Source organism: Streptomyces sp. NPDC102279, assembly GCF_044766365.1.
In the GTDB taxonomy this organism is placed as follows: Bacteria; Actinomycetota; Actinomycetes; order Streptomycetales; family Streptomycetaceae; genus Streptomyces.
Window position 1 is genome coordinate 264,470 of sequence record NZ_JBIWLU010000014.1, and the last position, 16,675, is coordinate 281,144.

Below are 16,675 nucleotides of genomic sequence, written 5' to 3' on the forward strand. Positions count from 1 at the left end.
GCGGATCCGCATCCGCCTTGAATATCTACCGAGCGTCCACTGCGATGCCCTGCCATATTTCGGCCAGCGAGTCCGGGCGAGCCATTTCCGCATGACTGCAGGCGATGCGCGTGACGTCGAGTCGGCCTGATATGTGCGGGTTCCACACGGTCGCGGCAGGCGCGTCAGCGGGCCTTCCATGGTCCGCCTCGTAGAAGTGGACATCCCCATCGAATTCTCCGGGAACGTGCTCCGTCATGATCCGGTGATTGTTCCTGTATATCGCGGCGATGTCTGCGAGATGCTGCTCGGCGAGTTCGGTGAACAGGCTGCGGTTCCGGCGCAGTGCCGCCACGATTCCTGTCATCGTGAGTGGCTCCTCGCCCTCCTCGGCCCGCACTCCAAAGAATTCGGCAAGGCCCGCCGCTACTTCCTCCTCCGTGATCGGGAGCGGCGTCGCGGTCTCGTGCGCAGGGTAGGAATCGAGCAGTGCGAGGGTCTCCACCTGCTCGCCCTGTGCCCGTAGCTGGACGGACATCTCATGGGCGACGACACCGCCGAAGGACCAGCCCATCAGGTGGTACGGACCCGATTCCTGGACAGTACGGATCTGCCGGACGTAGTCGGCTGCCATCTCCTGGAGCGAATCCGGGAGCGCGTCCTCGCCGTCCAGACCTCGCGCCTGGAGGGCATAGACGGAGTGTTCCGGGGAGGCGATTCCTGCCAATGGCGCATAGCACCAGCCGATACCGCTCACCGGGTGGACGCAGAAGACTGCCGAACTGCCTCCGTGGTCCTTGATGGGCAGGAGTACGTCGAACGCCTCCCCTGACGAAGATCGGCCGAGCTCTTCGGTAAGCGTGGCAACGGTGGGCGCTGCGAAGAGAGCTCGAATGGCGAGCCCGTCGCCAAGGACGTCCCGGATGCGGCTGATCAGCTGAACCGCCAGCAGGGAGTGGCCGCCCAACTCGAAGAAGTTGTCGTCGATTCCGACCGTGGGCACGCCCAGGATCTCCGCGAACAGTCCGCACAGGATTTCCTCCCGTGGGTTCCGCGGACCGCGCCCGGCCGCGTCCGCTTCGAACACGGGCGCCGGCAGCGCCCGCCGGTTCAGCTTGCCGTTGGTGGTCAGCGGAAGCTGGTCGAGCACCATGAACGCGGTGGGGACCATGTATTCCGGCAGCAGGCCGGCCGCGTGCGCGCGTAGGGCCTCGGTGTCGAGGGCGTCGTTGCCGGCCTGGGCGACGACGTAGGCCACGAGGCGTTTGTCGCCCGGCTGGTCCTCGCGGGCTATGACCGAGACCTGCGCCAGCCCGGGGAAGCGGCTCAATACCGTTTCGATCTCGCCGAGTTCGATGCGGAAGCCGCGGATCTTGACCTGGTCGTCGACCCGGCCGACGAACTGAAGGAGGCCTTCGCCGGACCAGCGGGCCAGGTCTCCGGTGCGGTACATGCGGCTGCCGGCCGGGCCGAAGGGATCGGCCACGAACCGCTCCGCCGTCAGATCAGGACGCCCGAAGTATCCCCGGGCCAACCCCGCACCCGCGATGTACAGCTCCCCGGCGACCCCCGCCGGAACCGGCTGCAGATTGCCGTCCAGGATGTAGGTCTGCGTGTTGCGCAGCGGGCGGCCGATCGACGGAGCCTCCGTGATGGGGGCGTCCGTGGACCAGACGGTGGCGTACACCGTTGCCTCGGTCGGGCCGTAGACGTTGTAGACGCGGCCGGCTCGGAGTTCGTCCTTGACCTCGGCGGCAGCCTGGGCGGTCAGGGCCTCGCCGCAGAACACCACGGTCTCCGCCGTGGCGCGCACGCCGCCCTGGGACACGATCCGGGAAAGCGCGGACGGAACTCCACTCACCAGGACCGACGAACGGTTGTCGGCGTTACGGTCGCCGAGGGCCAGCGGATCACGAAGCACCTCGATGCGACCGCCGGTCAGCAACGGGCCGAACATCTCGAACACGGAGACGTCGAAGTTGAGCGAGGTGCTGAACAGGACGTGCGCCAGGCGCTGTTCGCCGAACTCGTCACGGGCCCAGGCGACCAGGTTGGCCACGTTGGTGTGGGTGACGACGACGCCCTTGGGGCGGCCGGTGGAGCCCGAGGTGTAGATGATGTACGCCGGGTGCAGCGGTTGCAGGGGGCTGACCCGGTCACGGTCGGCCGGATCGGTGGCAGGCCGCCTTTCCAAGGCGGTGACGACCTCGGGAGAGTCCAGGACCAGGCGCGGAGTCCGGGAGCCGTCCGGGAGCATCCGCTCGGTCTCCTCGACGGTGAGGACGAGTGCTGGATCGGCACTCTGCAGCATGTAGGCGATCCGGTCCGCCGGGTACGTGGGGTCGACGGGCATGTACGCAGCTCCCGCCTTGAGTACGGCGAGCAGCGCCACCATGGTCTGCGCGGTACGCGGCAGAGCGAGCGCGACGAACTGTTCGGGGCCGACCCCGTGCGCGATCAGGTGGTGGGCCAGGCGGTTGGCCCGCTCGTTCAGCTCGACGTAGCTCAGATCGGTGTCCGAGGCGAGGACTGCCGGATGCCCCGGTGTCAGGGCGACCTGCGACTGGAAGAGCGTGGGAAGAGTCGCGTCGGTCGGCTCGGCCCCGGTGTCGTTCCACTTCCCCAGGATCTGCCGCTGCTCCCGCGCGGAAAGGATCTCGATCCGGCCGAGCGACCCGTCCGGATCCGCGACCGCCGCTTCCATCACTCGCACCATCCGGGTCACGAGTGCTTCGACGCCCTCCTGGTCGAACAGGTCCGTGCTGTAGTGCAGCAGGCCGCCGATTCCGGCCGGACGGCCGTCGATCCCGTACTGCTCGGTGAAGTTGAAGCCCAGGTCGAACCTGCTGACCTCGAACGGGACCGACTCCTGAGTGACTGTCAGGCCGGGCAGGCTCAGCGCGTTGCCGCCGGTGGCGTCGACGCCGAAGATGACCTGGAACAGCGGGTGGCGGGCCAGTGACCGCTGAGGGTTGATCGCCTCCACCAGTCGTTCGAACGGTACGTCCTGGTGGGAGTAGGCGGCCAGGTCGGTTTCTCGGGTCCGGGCGAGCAGTTCGCGGAACGTCGGGTTTCCTGAGGTGTCGTTGCGCAGGACGAGGGTGTTGACGAAGAAGCCGACGAGGTCGTCGAGTGCTTCGTCGGTGCGTCCCGCGACCGGGGTTCCGAGTGGGATGTCCGAGCCCGCGCCGAGCCGGCTCAGCAGGGTGGCGAGCGCGGCCTGGAGCACCATGAACAGCGTGGTGTTCGTGTCCTGGGCGAGGCTGTGCAGCGCACGGTGCAGCTCGGCGTCGATCCTGATCGGGACGGTGTCGCCGCGGTAGTCGGTCACCTTCGGCCGGGGGCGGTCGAAAGGGAGTTCAAGCTGGTCGGGAATTCCGTCCAAGGCATCTGTCCAGAAGGCCAGTTGCCTGCTCACCAGGGACTCGGGGTCTTCCTCCACGCCGAGAAGTTCGTGCAGCCACAAGGTGTAGTCGGCGTACTGCACCGGGAGCGCGGACCACGCCGGCGCCTGGCCCTGGAGCCGGGATCGGAACGCGGTCTCCACGTCACGTCCGAGTGGCCCCATCGAGGCACCGTCGCTCGCGATGTGATGCACGAGCAGCAGCAGGACGTGCTCGCCGGGGCCAACGGTGAACAGCGTCGTCCGGAGCGGGAGCTCGGCGGCCAGGTCGAAGGCGTACTGTCCCGCGTCGCGCAGCGCTGTGTGCAACTCGCCCGCAGGGCAGGTGACGTGGCGCAGCTTCACATCGACGGCATCCGTTCCCAGCACTACTTGGGCCGAGCTTCCGTCGATCTCCTGGAAGACCGTCCGCAGGCTCTCGTGCCGCACCACCACATCGTTCAATGCCTGTTCGAGAGCATCCGCGTCCAGGTCCCCGCTGATCCGGAACGCCACCGGGACGTTGTACGTGGCATTCGCGCCCTCCAGCTTGTTCAGGAACCACAGCCGGTTCTGCGCCGGTGACAGAGGGATCCGCGTCGGACGCTCCGTCGCCGTCAACGCGGACCTGGCCGAACCCGCCTCCGCGATCTGGGCGGTGAGCGTGGCGATGGTGGGGGTTTCGAAGAGGGCGGGTACCGGGAGTTCGACGTTCAGGGTGGTTCGTATGCGGCTGACCAGGCGGGAGGCGAGGAGGGAGTGTCCGCCCAGTGCGAAGAAGCTGTCGTCGATGCCCACCGCGGGCACGCCCAAGACCTCGGCGAACAGTCCGCAGAGGATCTCTTCGCGGGGGTTCCGCGGGCCGCGCCCGGTTCCGGCGGTGGGCAGGTCGGGGGCGGGCAGGGCGCGGTGGTCGACCTTGCCGTTGGTGGTCAGCGGGAGGCGGTCGAGCACCACGAACGCGGAGGGGACCATGTACTCCGGCAGCAGACCGGCCGCGTGCGCACGCAGGGTCTCGACGTCCACCTCGTCGCTGCGGCTCGGATCGGCGACCACGTAGCCCACCAGACGTTTGTCGCCCGGCTGGTCCTCGCGAGCTATGACCGCGACTTGCGCCAGCCCGGGGAAGCGGCTCAACACGGCTTCGATCTCACCGAGTTCGATGCGGTAGCCGCGGATCTTGACCTGGTCGTCGGCCCGGCCGACGAACTGAAGGAGGCCTTCGCCGGACCAGCGGGCCAGGTCTCCGGTGCGGTACATGCGGCTGCCGGCCGGGCCGAAGGGGTCGGCCACGAACCGCTCCGCCGTCAGATCAGGGCGCCCGAAGTACCCCCGGGCCAACCCCGCACCGGCCAGGTACAGTTCCCCGGTCACTCCTGCCGGCGCCAGCGCCAGCGTCTCGTCGAGGATGTAGGCGTGCATGCCGTCCAGTGGGCGTCCGACGGGTATCGGTGCGGGCACGGCATCGTTCGCGGTCCAGGGGGCCTGGGTGGCGAACAGGGTGGTCTCGGTGGGGCCGTAGGCGCAGCGCACGATGGTGTCCGGGCAGTGTTCCAGTACCCGGCGTACCGCGGTGGGGGAGATGAGGTCGCCGCCGGTGATCACTTCGCGGACGTTGGCGAAGCAGCCGGGGTCTTCTTCGGCCATCAGTCGGAACAGGCCTGCGGTGATGTCCAGGCCGGTGATCTCCTCCTCGGTGATCAGCCGTGCCAGGTCGGCGACTCCGAGGTCGCCGTCGGGGGTGATGACGGTGCGTCCGCCGTGCAGCAGCGGTACCCAGAAGGCGTAGGTCGAGGGGTCGAAGGCGTATGAGGCGAGCAGCAGGACCCGTTCGTGGGCGCCTGCCCCGAACATGTTGTCCGCGACGAGGTCGAGGATGTCGCGGTGGGTGACGGCTACGCCCTTGGGACGCCCGGTCGAGCCGGATGTGTACATCACGTAGGCGAGTTGCTCGGGCCGGCTCTCCACGCCCGGGTCACCGACCGGGAACCCGGCCAGTTCCTCGCCCGCGTCAACGACCACCAGGGCAGCGCCACTGGGCAGGCCGCGGGCACGCATGGCCCGGTCGGTGAGCAGTACCGGTGCGGCTGTCTCGTCGACGATCCACTGCATCCGCTCCAGCGGATACCCACTGTGCAACGGCAGGTAGAACGCCCCCGCCTTCAACACCGCCAGCAGCGCGACCACCAGATCGACCGAGCGCTCCATCAGCACCGCGACCGGCGCCTCCGGGCCCACCCCCAGGCCCACCAGCCGGTGGGCCAGTTGATTCGACTGCTCGTCCAACTCCCGGTAGGTCAGCTCCCGTCCGGCGCACCGCACCGCCACCGCGCCGGGGGACCGCAGCGCCTGGGCCGCGAAAGCCGCCGGCACCGAACCCGCCGTGACCTCCTCACGGGACTCCGCGCCGGCCGACAACTCCAACAACCGCACGCGCTCGTGCGTCTCGATCACGTCGATCTGACTGATCGTCTGCGCCGGATCGGCGACTACGGATTCCAGAACGCGTACGAGGCGGGTGAACAGACGCTCTACGGTCTCCCGGTCGAACAGCTCCGCGGCGTACGTGACATACGCCCGCACAGGGCCGGGAAGGCCTTGATCGGTGTCCTTCATGAGGAAGTTCAGCGACAGATCGAACTTCGCTGTCTGCTGTTCCCGCACGATCTCCTGGACCGTCAGACCGGGCAGATCAAGGGCGTTGCCGTCGCCGGTCTGAACATTGAGCAGGACCTGGAACAGCGGGTGGCGGGCCAGCGAGCGCTGGGGGTTGACCGCCTCGACCAGCCGCTCGAACGGCACGTCCTGGTGGGAGTACGCGGCCAGGTCGGTCTCCCGGACCTGCTCCAGCAATTCCAGAAACGTCGGATTCCCCGATGTGTCCGTCCGGAGGACCAGGGTGTTGATGAAGAAGCCGACGAGGTCGTCCAGCGCTTCGTCCGCGCGTCCCGCCACCGGGGTTCCGACCGGGATGTCCGTCCCCGCACCCATCTTCGTCAGCGCCACCGCCAGTGCCGCCTGCGCCACCATGAACGTGGTGGCGCCCGTCGAACGTGCCAGATCAGCCATGCCGCGGTGCACTTCTGCGTCCAGCTCGAAGAAGACCGAGTCGCCGCGATAGCTGGCCACCTTCGGCCGGGAGCGGTCGAAGGGCAGCTCGAGCTGGTCCGGGATTCCCTCCAACGCCTGTGTCCAGAAGGCCAGCTGCGCACTCACCAGGGAGTCGGGGTCCTCATCCGAACCGAGGAGGTCACGCTGCCACAACGTGTAGTCCGCGTACTGCACCGGCAACGCCGGCCACGACGGCTCGAGCCCCTCGAGCCGGGCCCGGAACGCGATCTCCAGATCACGACCCAGGGGCCCCATCGAGGCACCGTCACTTGCGATGTGGTGCATGAGCAGCAGCAATACCTGCTCATCGGGATCGACGCCGAACAACGTTGCCCGCAGAGGAATCTCGGCCGACAGGTCAAACACGTACTGACCGGCCTCCCGCAGCACCGCGTCCAACTCGTCCGCACCACACCTGACCCGACGCAGCTTCACGCCGGCGGCCTCCTTGTCCAGGACCACCTGGACCGGGCTCCCGTCCACCTCCTGGAACACCGTCCGCAGGCTTTCGTGCCGTGCGACCACATCGCCCAGAGCCTGCTCCAGCACATCAGCGTTCAGCTCCCCGACGATCCGGAACGCCACGGGAACGTTGTAGGTGGTACTCGTCTCTTCGAGCTTGTCGAGGAACCACAGCCGGTTCTGTGCCGGGGACAGGGGGATCCGCTCCGGACGTGCCATCGCGGTCAAAGCGGGCCTGGCCACCCCTGCTTCCGCGACCCGGTCGGCGAGGGTGGCGACCGTGGGGGCCTCGAACACGTTCCGCACCACCAGTTCGGCCCCCAGGACCGACCGTATGCGGCCGGCGAGGCGGGTGGCGAGGAGCGAGTGGCCCCCGAGTGCGAAGAAGTCGTCGTCGACGCCGACCGTGGGCAGACCCAGGACCTCGGCGAACAGCCCGCACAGGATCTCCTCCCGCGCAGTCCGCGGACCCCGCCCGCCCACCACCTCGTACACCGGCGCGGGCAGAGCCCGCCGATCCAACTTGCCGTTCGTGGTCAACGGCAACCGGTCCAGCGCCACGAACGCCGAGGGAACCATGAACTCCGGCAGCAGCCCGCCCACATGAGCACGCAGGGCGTCGGCGTCCACCCCCTCGCTCCCGGCCTCGGCGACCACATAGGCCACCAGACGTTTGTCACCCGGCCGCTCCTCCCGCACCACGACCGCGACCTCCGCCAGGCCCGGGAAACGGCCCAGCACCGACTCGATCCCGCCCAGCTCGACCCGCAGCCCGCGGATCTTCACCTGGTCGTCGACCCGGCCCACGAACTCCAACTGGCCGTCCGCCCGCCACCGCACCACGTCACCACTGCGGTACACCCGTGCCTCAGGATCGTCCGAGAACGGGTGCTTGATGAACCGCTCCTCGGTGAGCTCCGGGCGATTCCAGTAGCCCCGGGCCAGGCCGGGGCCGCCGACCCACAGTTCGCCGGGAACGCCCGGGGGCACCAGAACACCGTGTTCGTCCATGACGAACACCTCCGTGTTCGCCACCGGCCGGCCGATGGGGATCTGCCCGTTCCGGGGGGTGTTCCGGTCCACCCTGTAGGACGTGGTGAAGACCGTCGTCTCGCTGGGCCCGTACCCATGGATGAGCCGCTCGGGTGCCCATGGCCCGTCCACCAGCGCGTCCACCGCCGGCCGGTCGATCGCTTCGCCGCCGTAGAAGACGGACGTGACTCCGGCGAGGAGGTCGGGGCAGTCCTGCAGGTGCTGGCGCAGGAGCGGGGCCGTCAGCCACATCATGGTCACCTTGTGGCGACGTAGAGAGGCCTTGAGAGTGGCAGCGTCGAGGAGAACCTCCTTGTCCATCACTGCCATGGCAGCTCCGGACGTCAGCGCGGGCCAGCATTCGAAGGTGAAGGCGTCCCAGGAGAAGCTGGAGGGCTGCGCCACGACGTCGCCGGGCCCCAGGCCGGCGAACAGGTCGCTGTCGACGATCCGGCAGAGCGAACGGTGTTCGATCATGACGCCCTTGGGCGTGCCGGTGGAGCCGGAGGTGAAGATCACGTGGGCCAGGCCCTCGGGGCCGACCGGCACACCAGGGTCCGTGTCCGGCCGGGTGGCGATCTCGTGCCAGTCCTGGTCCATCAGCAGTCGCTCGGTGGACGTGTCCCCCAGTCGATCCTGGAGGCGGGCATGGGTGACGACCAGCGGAGCATCGACGTCCTTCACCATGAACTCCAGCTGATGCACCGGGAATTTGTGGTTGAGCGGCACGTAGACGGCGCCTGCCTTCAGTACGCCCAGGACGGCGACGACCGCGTCGAAGCCCCGTTCCACACAGATAGGAACCAGCTGCTCCGGGCGCACCCCCCGGGCGATCAGGTGGTGGGCGAGCTGGTTCGCCCGTGCGTTGAGCTCGCCATAGGTCAGCTCTTCCGCACCGCAGAGCACCGCCGGCGCGTCCGGCGTCCGGGCCGCCTGCTCCTGGACCATCTGGTGCAGGGTGGTGTTGTCGGCGTAGGGCACCGCCGTGTCGTTGCACTCGACGACGAGCTGTCGATGCTCCTCGGGGGAGAGGAGGTCGATGCGGCTCAGAGAGAGGTCCGGGTCCACCGCGACCGCGGCGAGCAGCCTCGTGAAACAAGCCGCGATCCGTTGAGCGGTGTCCGCGGTGAACAGATCGAGCGCATACCCCAGCCGTCCACTGATCCCGTCGGGGACGCCATCCCCCACGTGCTCCTCGAAGAGTTCAAGGGTCAGATCGAACTTGGCGACGTCAGTGTCACCCAGACTCACGTCCGCGGTCAGGTCCGGAAGGTTCAAGGAGACGGACGTGTTGTTCTGCATGGCCAGCAGTACCTGGAAGAGAGGGTTCTGAGCCGTGGAGCGCACCGGGTTGAGCTCGTTCACCAAGAGCTCGAAGGGGACATCCTGGTGAGCGAAAGCCTCCAGGGACACCTCTCGTACCCGAGCCAGCAATTGCTGGAAGGAGGGATCGCCGGTGGTGTCGGTCCGGATCACCAAGGTGTTCACGAAGAAACCGACCAGGTCGCCCATCGCCTCGTCAGTCCGGTTGGCAACGGGAGTACCCACCGGAATGTCGTTCCCCGCACCCAGCCGGGAGAGCAGTGCGGCGAAGGCAGCCTGCACCACCATGAACAGACTGGCCTGATGGGTACGGCTCAGACCGATCAGGCGTCGGTGCACTTCGGCGTCCAGCTCGAAGAGGACCGTGTCGCCGCGATAGCTGGCCACCTTCGGCCGGGAGCGGTCGAAGGGCAGCTCGAGCTGGTCCGGGATTCCCTCCAACGCCTGTGTCCAGAAGGCGAGCTGTTCACTCACCAGGGAGTCGGGGTCCTCATCCGAACCGAGGAGGTCACGCTGCCACAACGTGTAGTCCGCGTACTGCACCGGCAACACCGGCCACGACGGCACCGCCCCTGCGCACCGTGCCGCATAGGCGAGGCCGATATCGCGGGTCATCGGAGCCAGCGACCATCCGTCGGACGCGATGTGATGCGTCAGCAGGAACAGGACATGTTCCGTCTCCGACAGGGCGAACAGTCGGAACCGGACCGGCGGGTCCACCGCCAGATCGAAACGCTCCCCAGCAAGAGCCGAGATCTCCTCGGGCAGGGCAGTCTCGTCGGCCTCCACCAGCTCGAAATCCTGCATCGCCCGAACCGCCGGCACGATCTGCTGGAACGGCACGCCCTGAGCATCCTCGGGAAAGACGGTACGCAGGCTCTCATGCCGGTCCACCACGTCCTCGAGTGCGGCCCGCAGCGCGGCCCGGTCCAGTTGCCCCGAAAGACGCACGACGAGGGGAAGGTTGTAGGTGGCGCTGGCCTCTTCGAGCTTGTCGAGGAACCACAGCCGGTTCTGTGCCGGTGACAGGGGGATCCGCTCCGGACGTGCCATCGCGGTCAACGCGGGCCTGGCCAACCCCGCCTTCGCGACCCGGTCGGCGAGGGTGGCGACCGTGGGGGCCTCGAACACGTTCCGCACCACCAGTTCGGCCCCCAGGACCGACCGTATGCGGCTGGCCAGGCGGGTGGCGAGGAGCGAGTGTCCGCCGAGTGCGAAGAAGTCGTCGTCGATGCCGACCGTGGGCAGGCCCAGGACCTCGGCGAACAGCCCGCACAGGATCTCCTCCCGCGGGTTCCGCGGACCGCGCCCGGCTCCGGCCGACGTCGGCAGGTCGGGGGCGGGCAGAGCCCTCCGGTCCAGTTTGCCGTTGGTGGTCAGCGGGAGCCGGTCGAGCACCATGAACGCGGTGGGGACCATGTACTCCGGCAGCTGACCCGCCACCTGTGCGCGCAGGGTCTCGACGTCCACCCCGTCGCGGCGGCCCGGCTCGGCGACCACGTAGCCCACGAGGCGCTTGTCGCCCGGCTGGTCCTCACGAGCTATGACCGCGACCTGCGAAACTCCCGGAACACGGCCCAATACCGTCTCGATCTCGCCGAGTTCGATGCGAAAGCCGCGGATCTTCACCTGGTCGTCGGCCCGGCCGACGAACTCCAGCACGCCTTCGCCGGAGCAGCGGGCCAGGTCACCGGTCCGGTACATACGGCTGCCCGCCGGGCCGAAGGGGTCGACCACGAACCGCTCCGCCGTCAGGTCCGGACGCCCGAAATAGCCGCGGGCCAACCCCGCACCCGCCAGATACAGTTCCCCGGCCACTCCTGCCGGGACCAGCGACAGGGTCTCATCGAGAACGTAGGCGCGCATGTCGTCCAGCGGGCGCCCGATCGGAAGCGGCGCCGGCAACTCGCCACCGCTCCTCCACGGATGCTGCGTCGCGTACAACGTGGTCTCGGTGGGGCCGTACGCGCTGCGCACGACGATATCCGGGCAGTGCTCCAGCACCCGCCGCACCGCGGTCGGGGAGACCACGTCACCTCCTGTGATCACCTCACGCGCACCCGCGAAGCAGCCCGGATCCTCCTCCGCCATCACCTGGAACAAACCTGCGGAGACGTCCAGGGCGGTGATCGCTTCCTCAGTGATCAGCCGGGCCAGCGTCGCCACACTCAGATCACCTTCAGGGGTGATGACCGTCCGCGCACCGCTCAGCAGCGGCACCCACAAGCCATAGATCGAGGGATCGAACGCATACGGAATGACCATCAGGACCCGCTCGTGCGCGCCCGGCTCGAACATGCTGTCCACGACCAGGTCGAGGATGTCGCGGTGGGTGACCGCCACGCCCTTGGGACGCCCGGTCGAGCCGGATGTGTACATCACGTAGGCGAGTTGCTCGGGCCGGCTCTCCACGCCCGGGTCACCGACCGGCAGCCCGGCCAGGTGCACGTCCTCGTCCACCACGACCACCACGGGAGCGGCAGGCACGCCGCGGGCACGCATGGCCCGGTCGGTGAGCAGTACGGGTGCGGCTGTCTCGTCGACGATCCACTGCATCCGCTCCAGCGGATACCCACTGTGCAACGGCAGGTAGAACGCCCCCGCCTTCATCACCGCGAGCAGCGCCACCACCAGGTCCACCGAACGCTCCATCAGCACCGCAACCGGCGCCTCCGGACCCACCCCCAGCCCCACCAGCCGGTGCGCCAGCTGGTTCGCCCGCTCGTCCAACTCCCGGTACGACAACTCCCGTCCGGCACACCGCACCGCCACCGCGCCGGGGGACCGCAGCGCCTGAGCCGCGAAAGCCGCCGGCACCGATTCGCCGACCAGGGCCGCGTGCGACTCGAACGACGCACCCTCAACAGAATCAACAGCGTCTGCAGCATGCATTGCCAATTACTCTCTCTCGGTGTTGAGATCGCACGAATTCGCAGCTACTCGGCAGTGCGGAGACCCCGGCAGCACAGATCAGCACGGAATGGGACACTGCAATGCCGCGAAGGCGCGCGGCAAGGTGTTACCGACATCGACGCATCCACTGGATGCCTCTGGGCCTTAAATGGAAAGCATGCGGAAAAGTCGGGGCGTCAACTCCCCCTGCCCGTAAAGGCCGTGAACAGCGGACCCGGCCAGGGTGACGCCCCGCTCGACTTCGAAGACCCCGTCGTGGGTCACCCGACTTACTCCGCCGGTCGATCCGGCGTGGCGGCGCCCAGTCGCCGGTCGCGGAATCGCTGGAGAACCCCCACCGCAGGAACCGTGGAGCCGGGCGTGCGGAGACTCGATTCGCGATCGCCGCCGAACCTCGAACAGACCGAGATGTGTGCGTCGTAGGCCGTCGACATCGCTTCGAGCAGCAGCCTGTAGGACTTGTCGACGGCTGGAGCGGGCGACGCGACCAACGGCTTGACCCGGTGAAGCAACTTGAGCAGTATCCGGTGATCGCGCAACTGGAGACCGCTGAATTTGGCATTGATATGCGGCGGCATCATCGCAGGACGTACGGAGTCCGCGTAATGCGTGCGCGTGAAGTCGCCGGCGTACCGGAGCGATGCGCCGGACCCGATCATCAGTGCTGTGGCGTCCTCCAGCAGTCGGCAGGCGCCATCGACGTCATCCGGATCGTCCTTGAGGAATTCCTCGAGGCAGCCGACCGATACGATCAGCGCCTGGATGAGCGCGAAGAACACTTGATGACCGAGACGCCAGCGGATCAGGGGATCGCCCTTCGCGTCGCCGGTTCCCCTGTCCGTGCCCTGCGGGTGAACGCGAGCTGCGATCTCGAACGGCGTGCCGGCCACTCCGATACGCCACAACATGTGGAAACTGGTCCAGAAAGCCTCACGCAAGTCGGCTCGTTCACCGCTGCTGAGGCTTATCCCGGCCGACAGGGCATCGTTGAGCTGGCTGCGGAGGGCTTCGAGCATCGTGTAGGCGAACGTCTCGACCGGGTTCCCGGTGACCCTGATCGCGCCGAAGAACAGGTCGTGTTCCTCGTAGAGGTCCTCCGGCAGGGCCTTTCGCTCCGCGTCGGTGTACGTGGTGGCAGCGGCCGGCGAGGCCAGGCAGGCCAGGGCCGCATCGGCCGCGGCCAGTGCGCGCCGGTCGGAGTCCTGTGGCGTTATGTCGATGACGGTCCGCAAGGCGTCCGCAGTGCGCTGGTTCATCATGCCCGTGATGGCGCCTCTTGACGCGGGGAGCTGCTCCGCCTTCAACAGGTGGAGGGGTGGGACATCCGCATAATGAGCCTGTATTTCAACCTCAATCACTTCGCGAACTCCTTCGAGTCGAACTGAATATGGGTGATCCGGCATGCCTGGAAAGGAAGCCCACTACGCGGCAGTGGTCCGGCTGGGAACGAGGGAGACCGGTAGGCTGCTGTATCCGCGAAGGAACGTCGAGTAGAGCGCCTTGGGATCACCCGCGAGCTCGATCCGGTCCACCTGGCTGATGAGGGTCTTCAGCACGGCAGTGATTTCGGCTCGCCCGAGGTACGACCCGAAGCAGAAGTGAGGCCCGAAACCGAATCCCAGGTGCTTGTTGGGAGTCCTTGCCAGGTCAAAACTGTGTGGGTCCGAGAAGACGCTTTCGTCGCGGTTCGCGGAAGTGATCCAGAGGATGACGTGGTCACCTTCGCGGATCGTCCGGCCGCCGATGGTGACGTCGGCCGTCGCGGTACGACCGATGTGCATCGCCGGCGTCGTCCAGCGCACGATCTCCTCGACCGCGCCGGCTGTCGAAACGCGGCCCTCCTTCAACGCCAGCCACTGATCGGGGTGCTGGGCGAAAGCGAGCAGGGCGCCGACCATGGCCAGGCGACTGGTGTGGTCTCCCGCGAGGATGAACCCGTAGCAGTTGACGACCACTTCGTCATCGCTCATCGGCTCACCGTTGATCCGGCAGGTGGCCATGGCGCTGATCAAGTCGTCCTGCGGGTCCTCGCGGCGGGTCTCGATGATCTCCTGGGAGTAGATGAGGAGTTCGTTGCGGGAGAGCCAGACGTCCTCTTCGGTCTGCCCCTCGTCGTCCGCGCTGACCGCATCCCGACTCAGGTCGAGCACGTACTTGTGATCCGTCGACGGAAAGCCCAGCAGATCGCAGATCGTCCCCATGGGGACCACTTCCGCGACTTCCTTGGCGAAGTCGAAGGTCCCGGTACCGACGGCGTGGCCGAGGATGTCGTCGACCCGCTGCTGCAGTTTGTCCGTCACCCCTTTGCGGATCCGGGGACTGAACGCCTTCAGCAGGATCGTCCGCATGGCGTTGTGGCGCGGCGCGTCGGTAAGCGCCAGGATCTTGCCGGCCGCCGGATCCCCTCCGGGCTTGTGCAGCGAAGACATCATGTTCCCGGGCTGCGAGCTGAATCGCTCGTCGTCCTGCAGAACGGCCATGACGTCCGCGTGACGGGATACCACCCAGAACGCGGACCCTCGGTCCGTGGCCGGGTGCCGATATACGGGCTGCTCGGCCCGAACGCGCCGCCAGAAGTCATCCATGTCGGTGTGCAGGAAGGTGGTCGGGTCCGTGAGGTCCACCCTGTTGAGATCGTCGGCGATTATGCCTTTGTTCGGCATGGAAATCTCCTGGCCTTCGGAATAGGTGACTACTGCTTGGATATTTCCTTGCCGGATAGATCGGCAATCAGCATCGCCAGTCGATCCAGTCCCGCTTCGATCTCGTCCGGCGACACCACGCTCAACGACAGGCGTAGCTGATTCTCGCCGCCACGGCCGTCGTAGAAATGGCTCATGGGTGTCCACAGGACGCCGTACTTACTGGCCCCGTATTCCAGTGCGGTGTCGTCGGCAACGAACGGAACGGTGACTACCACGAAAAATCCACCGCCGGGCGTATTCCATGAGACCTGGTGATTTCCGCCCCGGGGGAACCGTCGGCCCATCCCCTCCAGCAGCAGCCGCAGATTTCTGCTGTAGAGCTGTATTTCTCTGGCATTCGCCTTGACCAGACTGCAGTCATGCTCCAGCAGCTTGCCTCCCGCAATGGCCTGGGCCAGGGGTGAGGTGTTGACGGTGAGCATGCTTTTGATCTTGGACAGCTCGTCCGCGAACAGCGTGGAGCCTCCATCCGCACCAGCCACGCGCTGATCCGCGACCACAAAGCCGACCCTGGCACCGGGAAAGCAGGTCTTGGCGAGCGAGCCGAGGTAGATGACCCGCCGCGAAGTGTCGAGGGCCTTGAGCGTGGGCAAGCGCTGACCGTCTCCGGCCTGGAACAAACCGTACGGATTGTCTTCGAGAATCAGCAGATCGTGCTCCGCCGCGATGGCGAGCAATCTCTGCCTGGCCTCCAGGCCGAGGCTCGCGCCGGAGGGATTGGCGAAGTCCGGGACAAGATAGAAGGCCCGTGGCCGCTTGCCCGCGGCGCGAGCCGCCTCGATCTGCTCGACCAAGTGGTCGAGGTCAACGCCGTCCTCGTTCTCCCGCACCGGCCAGAGGGGCATGTCCACGAGCCTCGCGGCACCCGCCAGTCCGACGTAGCCCGGCGAAACCGTCAGCACGACGTCCCGCTCGTCCACGCGAAGCGCGCGGAGCACCAGGAACATCGCCTCCTGGCAGCCGACCGTGACGACGATCGACTCCGGGTCGACGTCGATGCCCTCGTCACAGCCGAGATTCCGGGCGAGCAACTCGTGGATGATGCCCTTGGTCCGACCGTACTGAAAGAGAGTTCGGCGTACGAGTTCTGCGTCCGCACCCGTCTCGGCCGTCAGGTAGTCGCAGAAGATCCGCAGATATCGAGGAAGATCGTCGACGTCGAAGAAATCTTCACTGGGCCGGCCGGCGGCGAGCGAAATGGCCTCCGGGAAGCGGCCGGCCACCTCGTTCAAGAAGTTCATGGATGCGAGCGCCGGATCCCGGAGGGCTGCATGAAGTCGATCCGTGCTCAGGTCGGCGGGCAGGAGTTCCACTCCACTGTCGTTCATACAACCTCGCTTGCCTAAGAGGGACGGCGATTCCGCGATTACTTCGAGGCGCCTTGGGGTGTTGTCGTGGTGGCGGTTTCGTCCGCGGCTTCTGTCGTGGTGGTTTCGTCTGTCATTCCTGTGGGGGTGGCTTCGTGTGTTGCTTCTTGGATGGAGCGGTTGCTGAGTGCGGGGAGGCTGAGGAGGGCGACGAGGACCATGAGGAGGCCGCCGAGGATGAAGGGGGTGCGCAGGCTGATGGCGCCGGCGAGGTAGCCGCCGAGGATGCCGCCGAAGGGGGCGCCCATGAGGGAGATGAGGCGGCTTGCGGACAGGACGCGGCCGCGGATTTCGGCGGGGGCGAGGCGTTGTCGTAGGGCGCCGACGATGACGATCTGGACGCTCATGGAGAAGCCGATGGTGGCCATCATGGCGCCGGCGATCCAGGGGTTGTGGGTGAG

5 protein-coding genes are annotated in these 16,675 nt (G+C 67.2%); all 5 read right to left on the minus strand.

What is annotated here, in order from left to right:
- Window positions 1–25: 25 nt before the first annotated feature.
- Complete coding sequence (locus ACIRQH_RS33075; RefSeq protein ID WP_404228410.1) at window positions 26–12,181, minus strand: amino acid adenylation domain-containing protein; 12,156 nt, start codon at window positions 12,179–12,181, stop codon at window positions 26–28.
- A gap of 290 nt (window positions 12,182–12,471) precedes the next feature.
- Window positions 12,472–13,560 carry a hypothetical protein gene (locus ACIRQH_RS33080; protein WP_404228413.1) on the minus strand — a complete coding sequence of 363 codons (1,089 nt, stop codon included), beginning with the start codon at window positions 13,558–13,560 and terminating at the stop codon, window positions 12,472–12,474.
- 63 nt (window positions 13,561–13,623) lie between these two features.
- On the minus strand, window positions 13,624–14,865 hold the full coding sequence (locus ACIRQH_RS33085; protein ID WP_388878505.1) for a cytochrome P450: 1,242 nt from the start codon (window positions 14,863–14,865) through the stop codon (window positions 13,624–13,626).
- Between the two features lie 29 nt (window positions 14,866–14,894).
- Complete coding sequence (locus ACIRQH_RS33090) at window positions 14,895–16,220, minus strand: PLP-dependent aminotransferase family protein (RefSeq protein ID WP_404228416.1); 1,326 nt, start codon at window positions 16,218–16,220, stop codon at window positions 14,895–14,897.
- A 53-nt stretch (window positions 16,221–16,273) separates the two neighbouring features.
- The coding region (locus tag ACIRQH_RS33095) for an MFS transporter (protein ID WP_404228419.1) at window positions 16,274–16,675 on the minus strand (402 nt) is incomplete at its 5' end.

Excerpts from the sequence above, each read along its gene's own strand:
- ACIRQH_RS33075 (WP_404228410.1), bottom strand. The coding sequence starts at position 12,181 with ATGCATGCTGCAGACGCTGTTGATTCTGTTGAGGGTGCGTCGTTCGAG.
- ACIRQH_RS33085 (WP_388878505.1), bottom strand. The coding sequence starts at position 14,865 with ATGCCGAACAAAGGCATAATCGCCGACGATCTCAACAGGGTGGACCTC.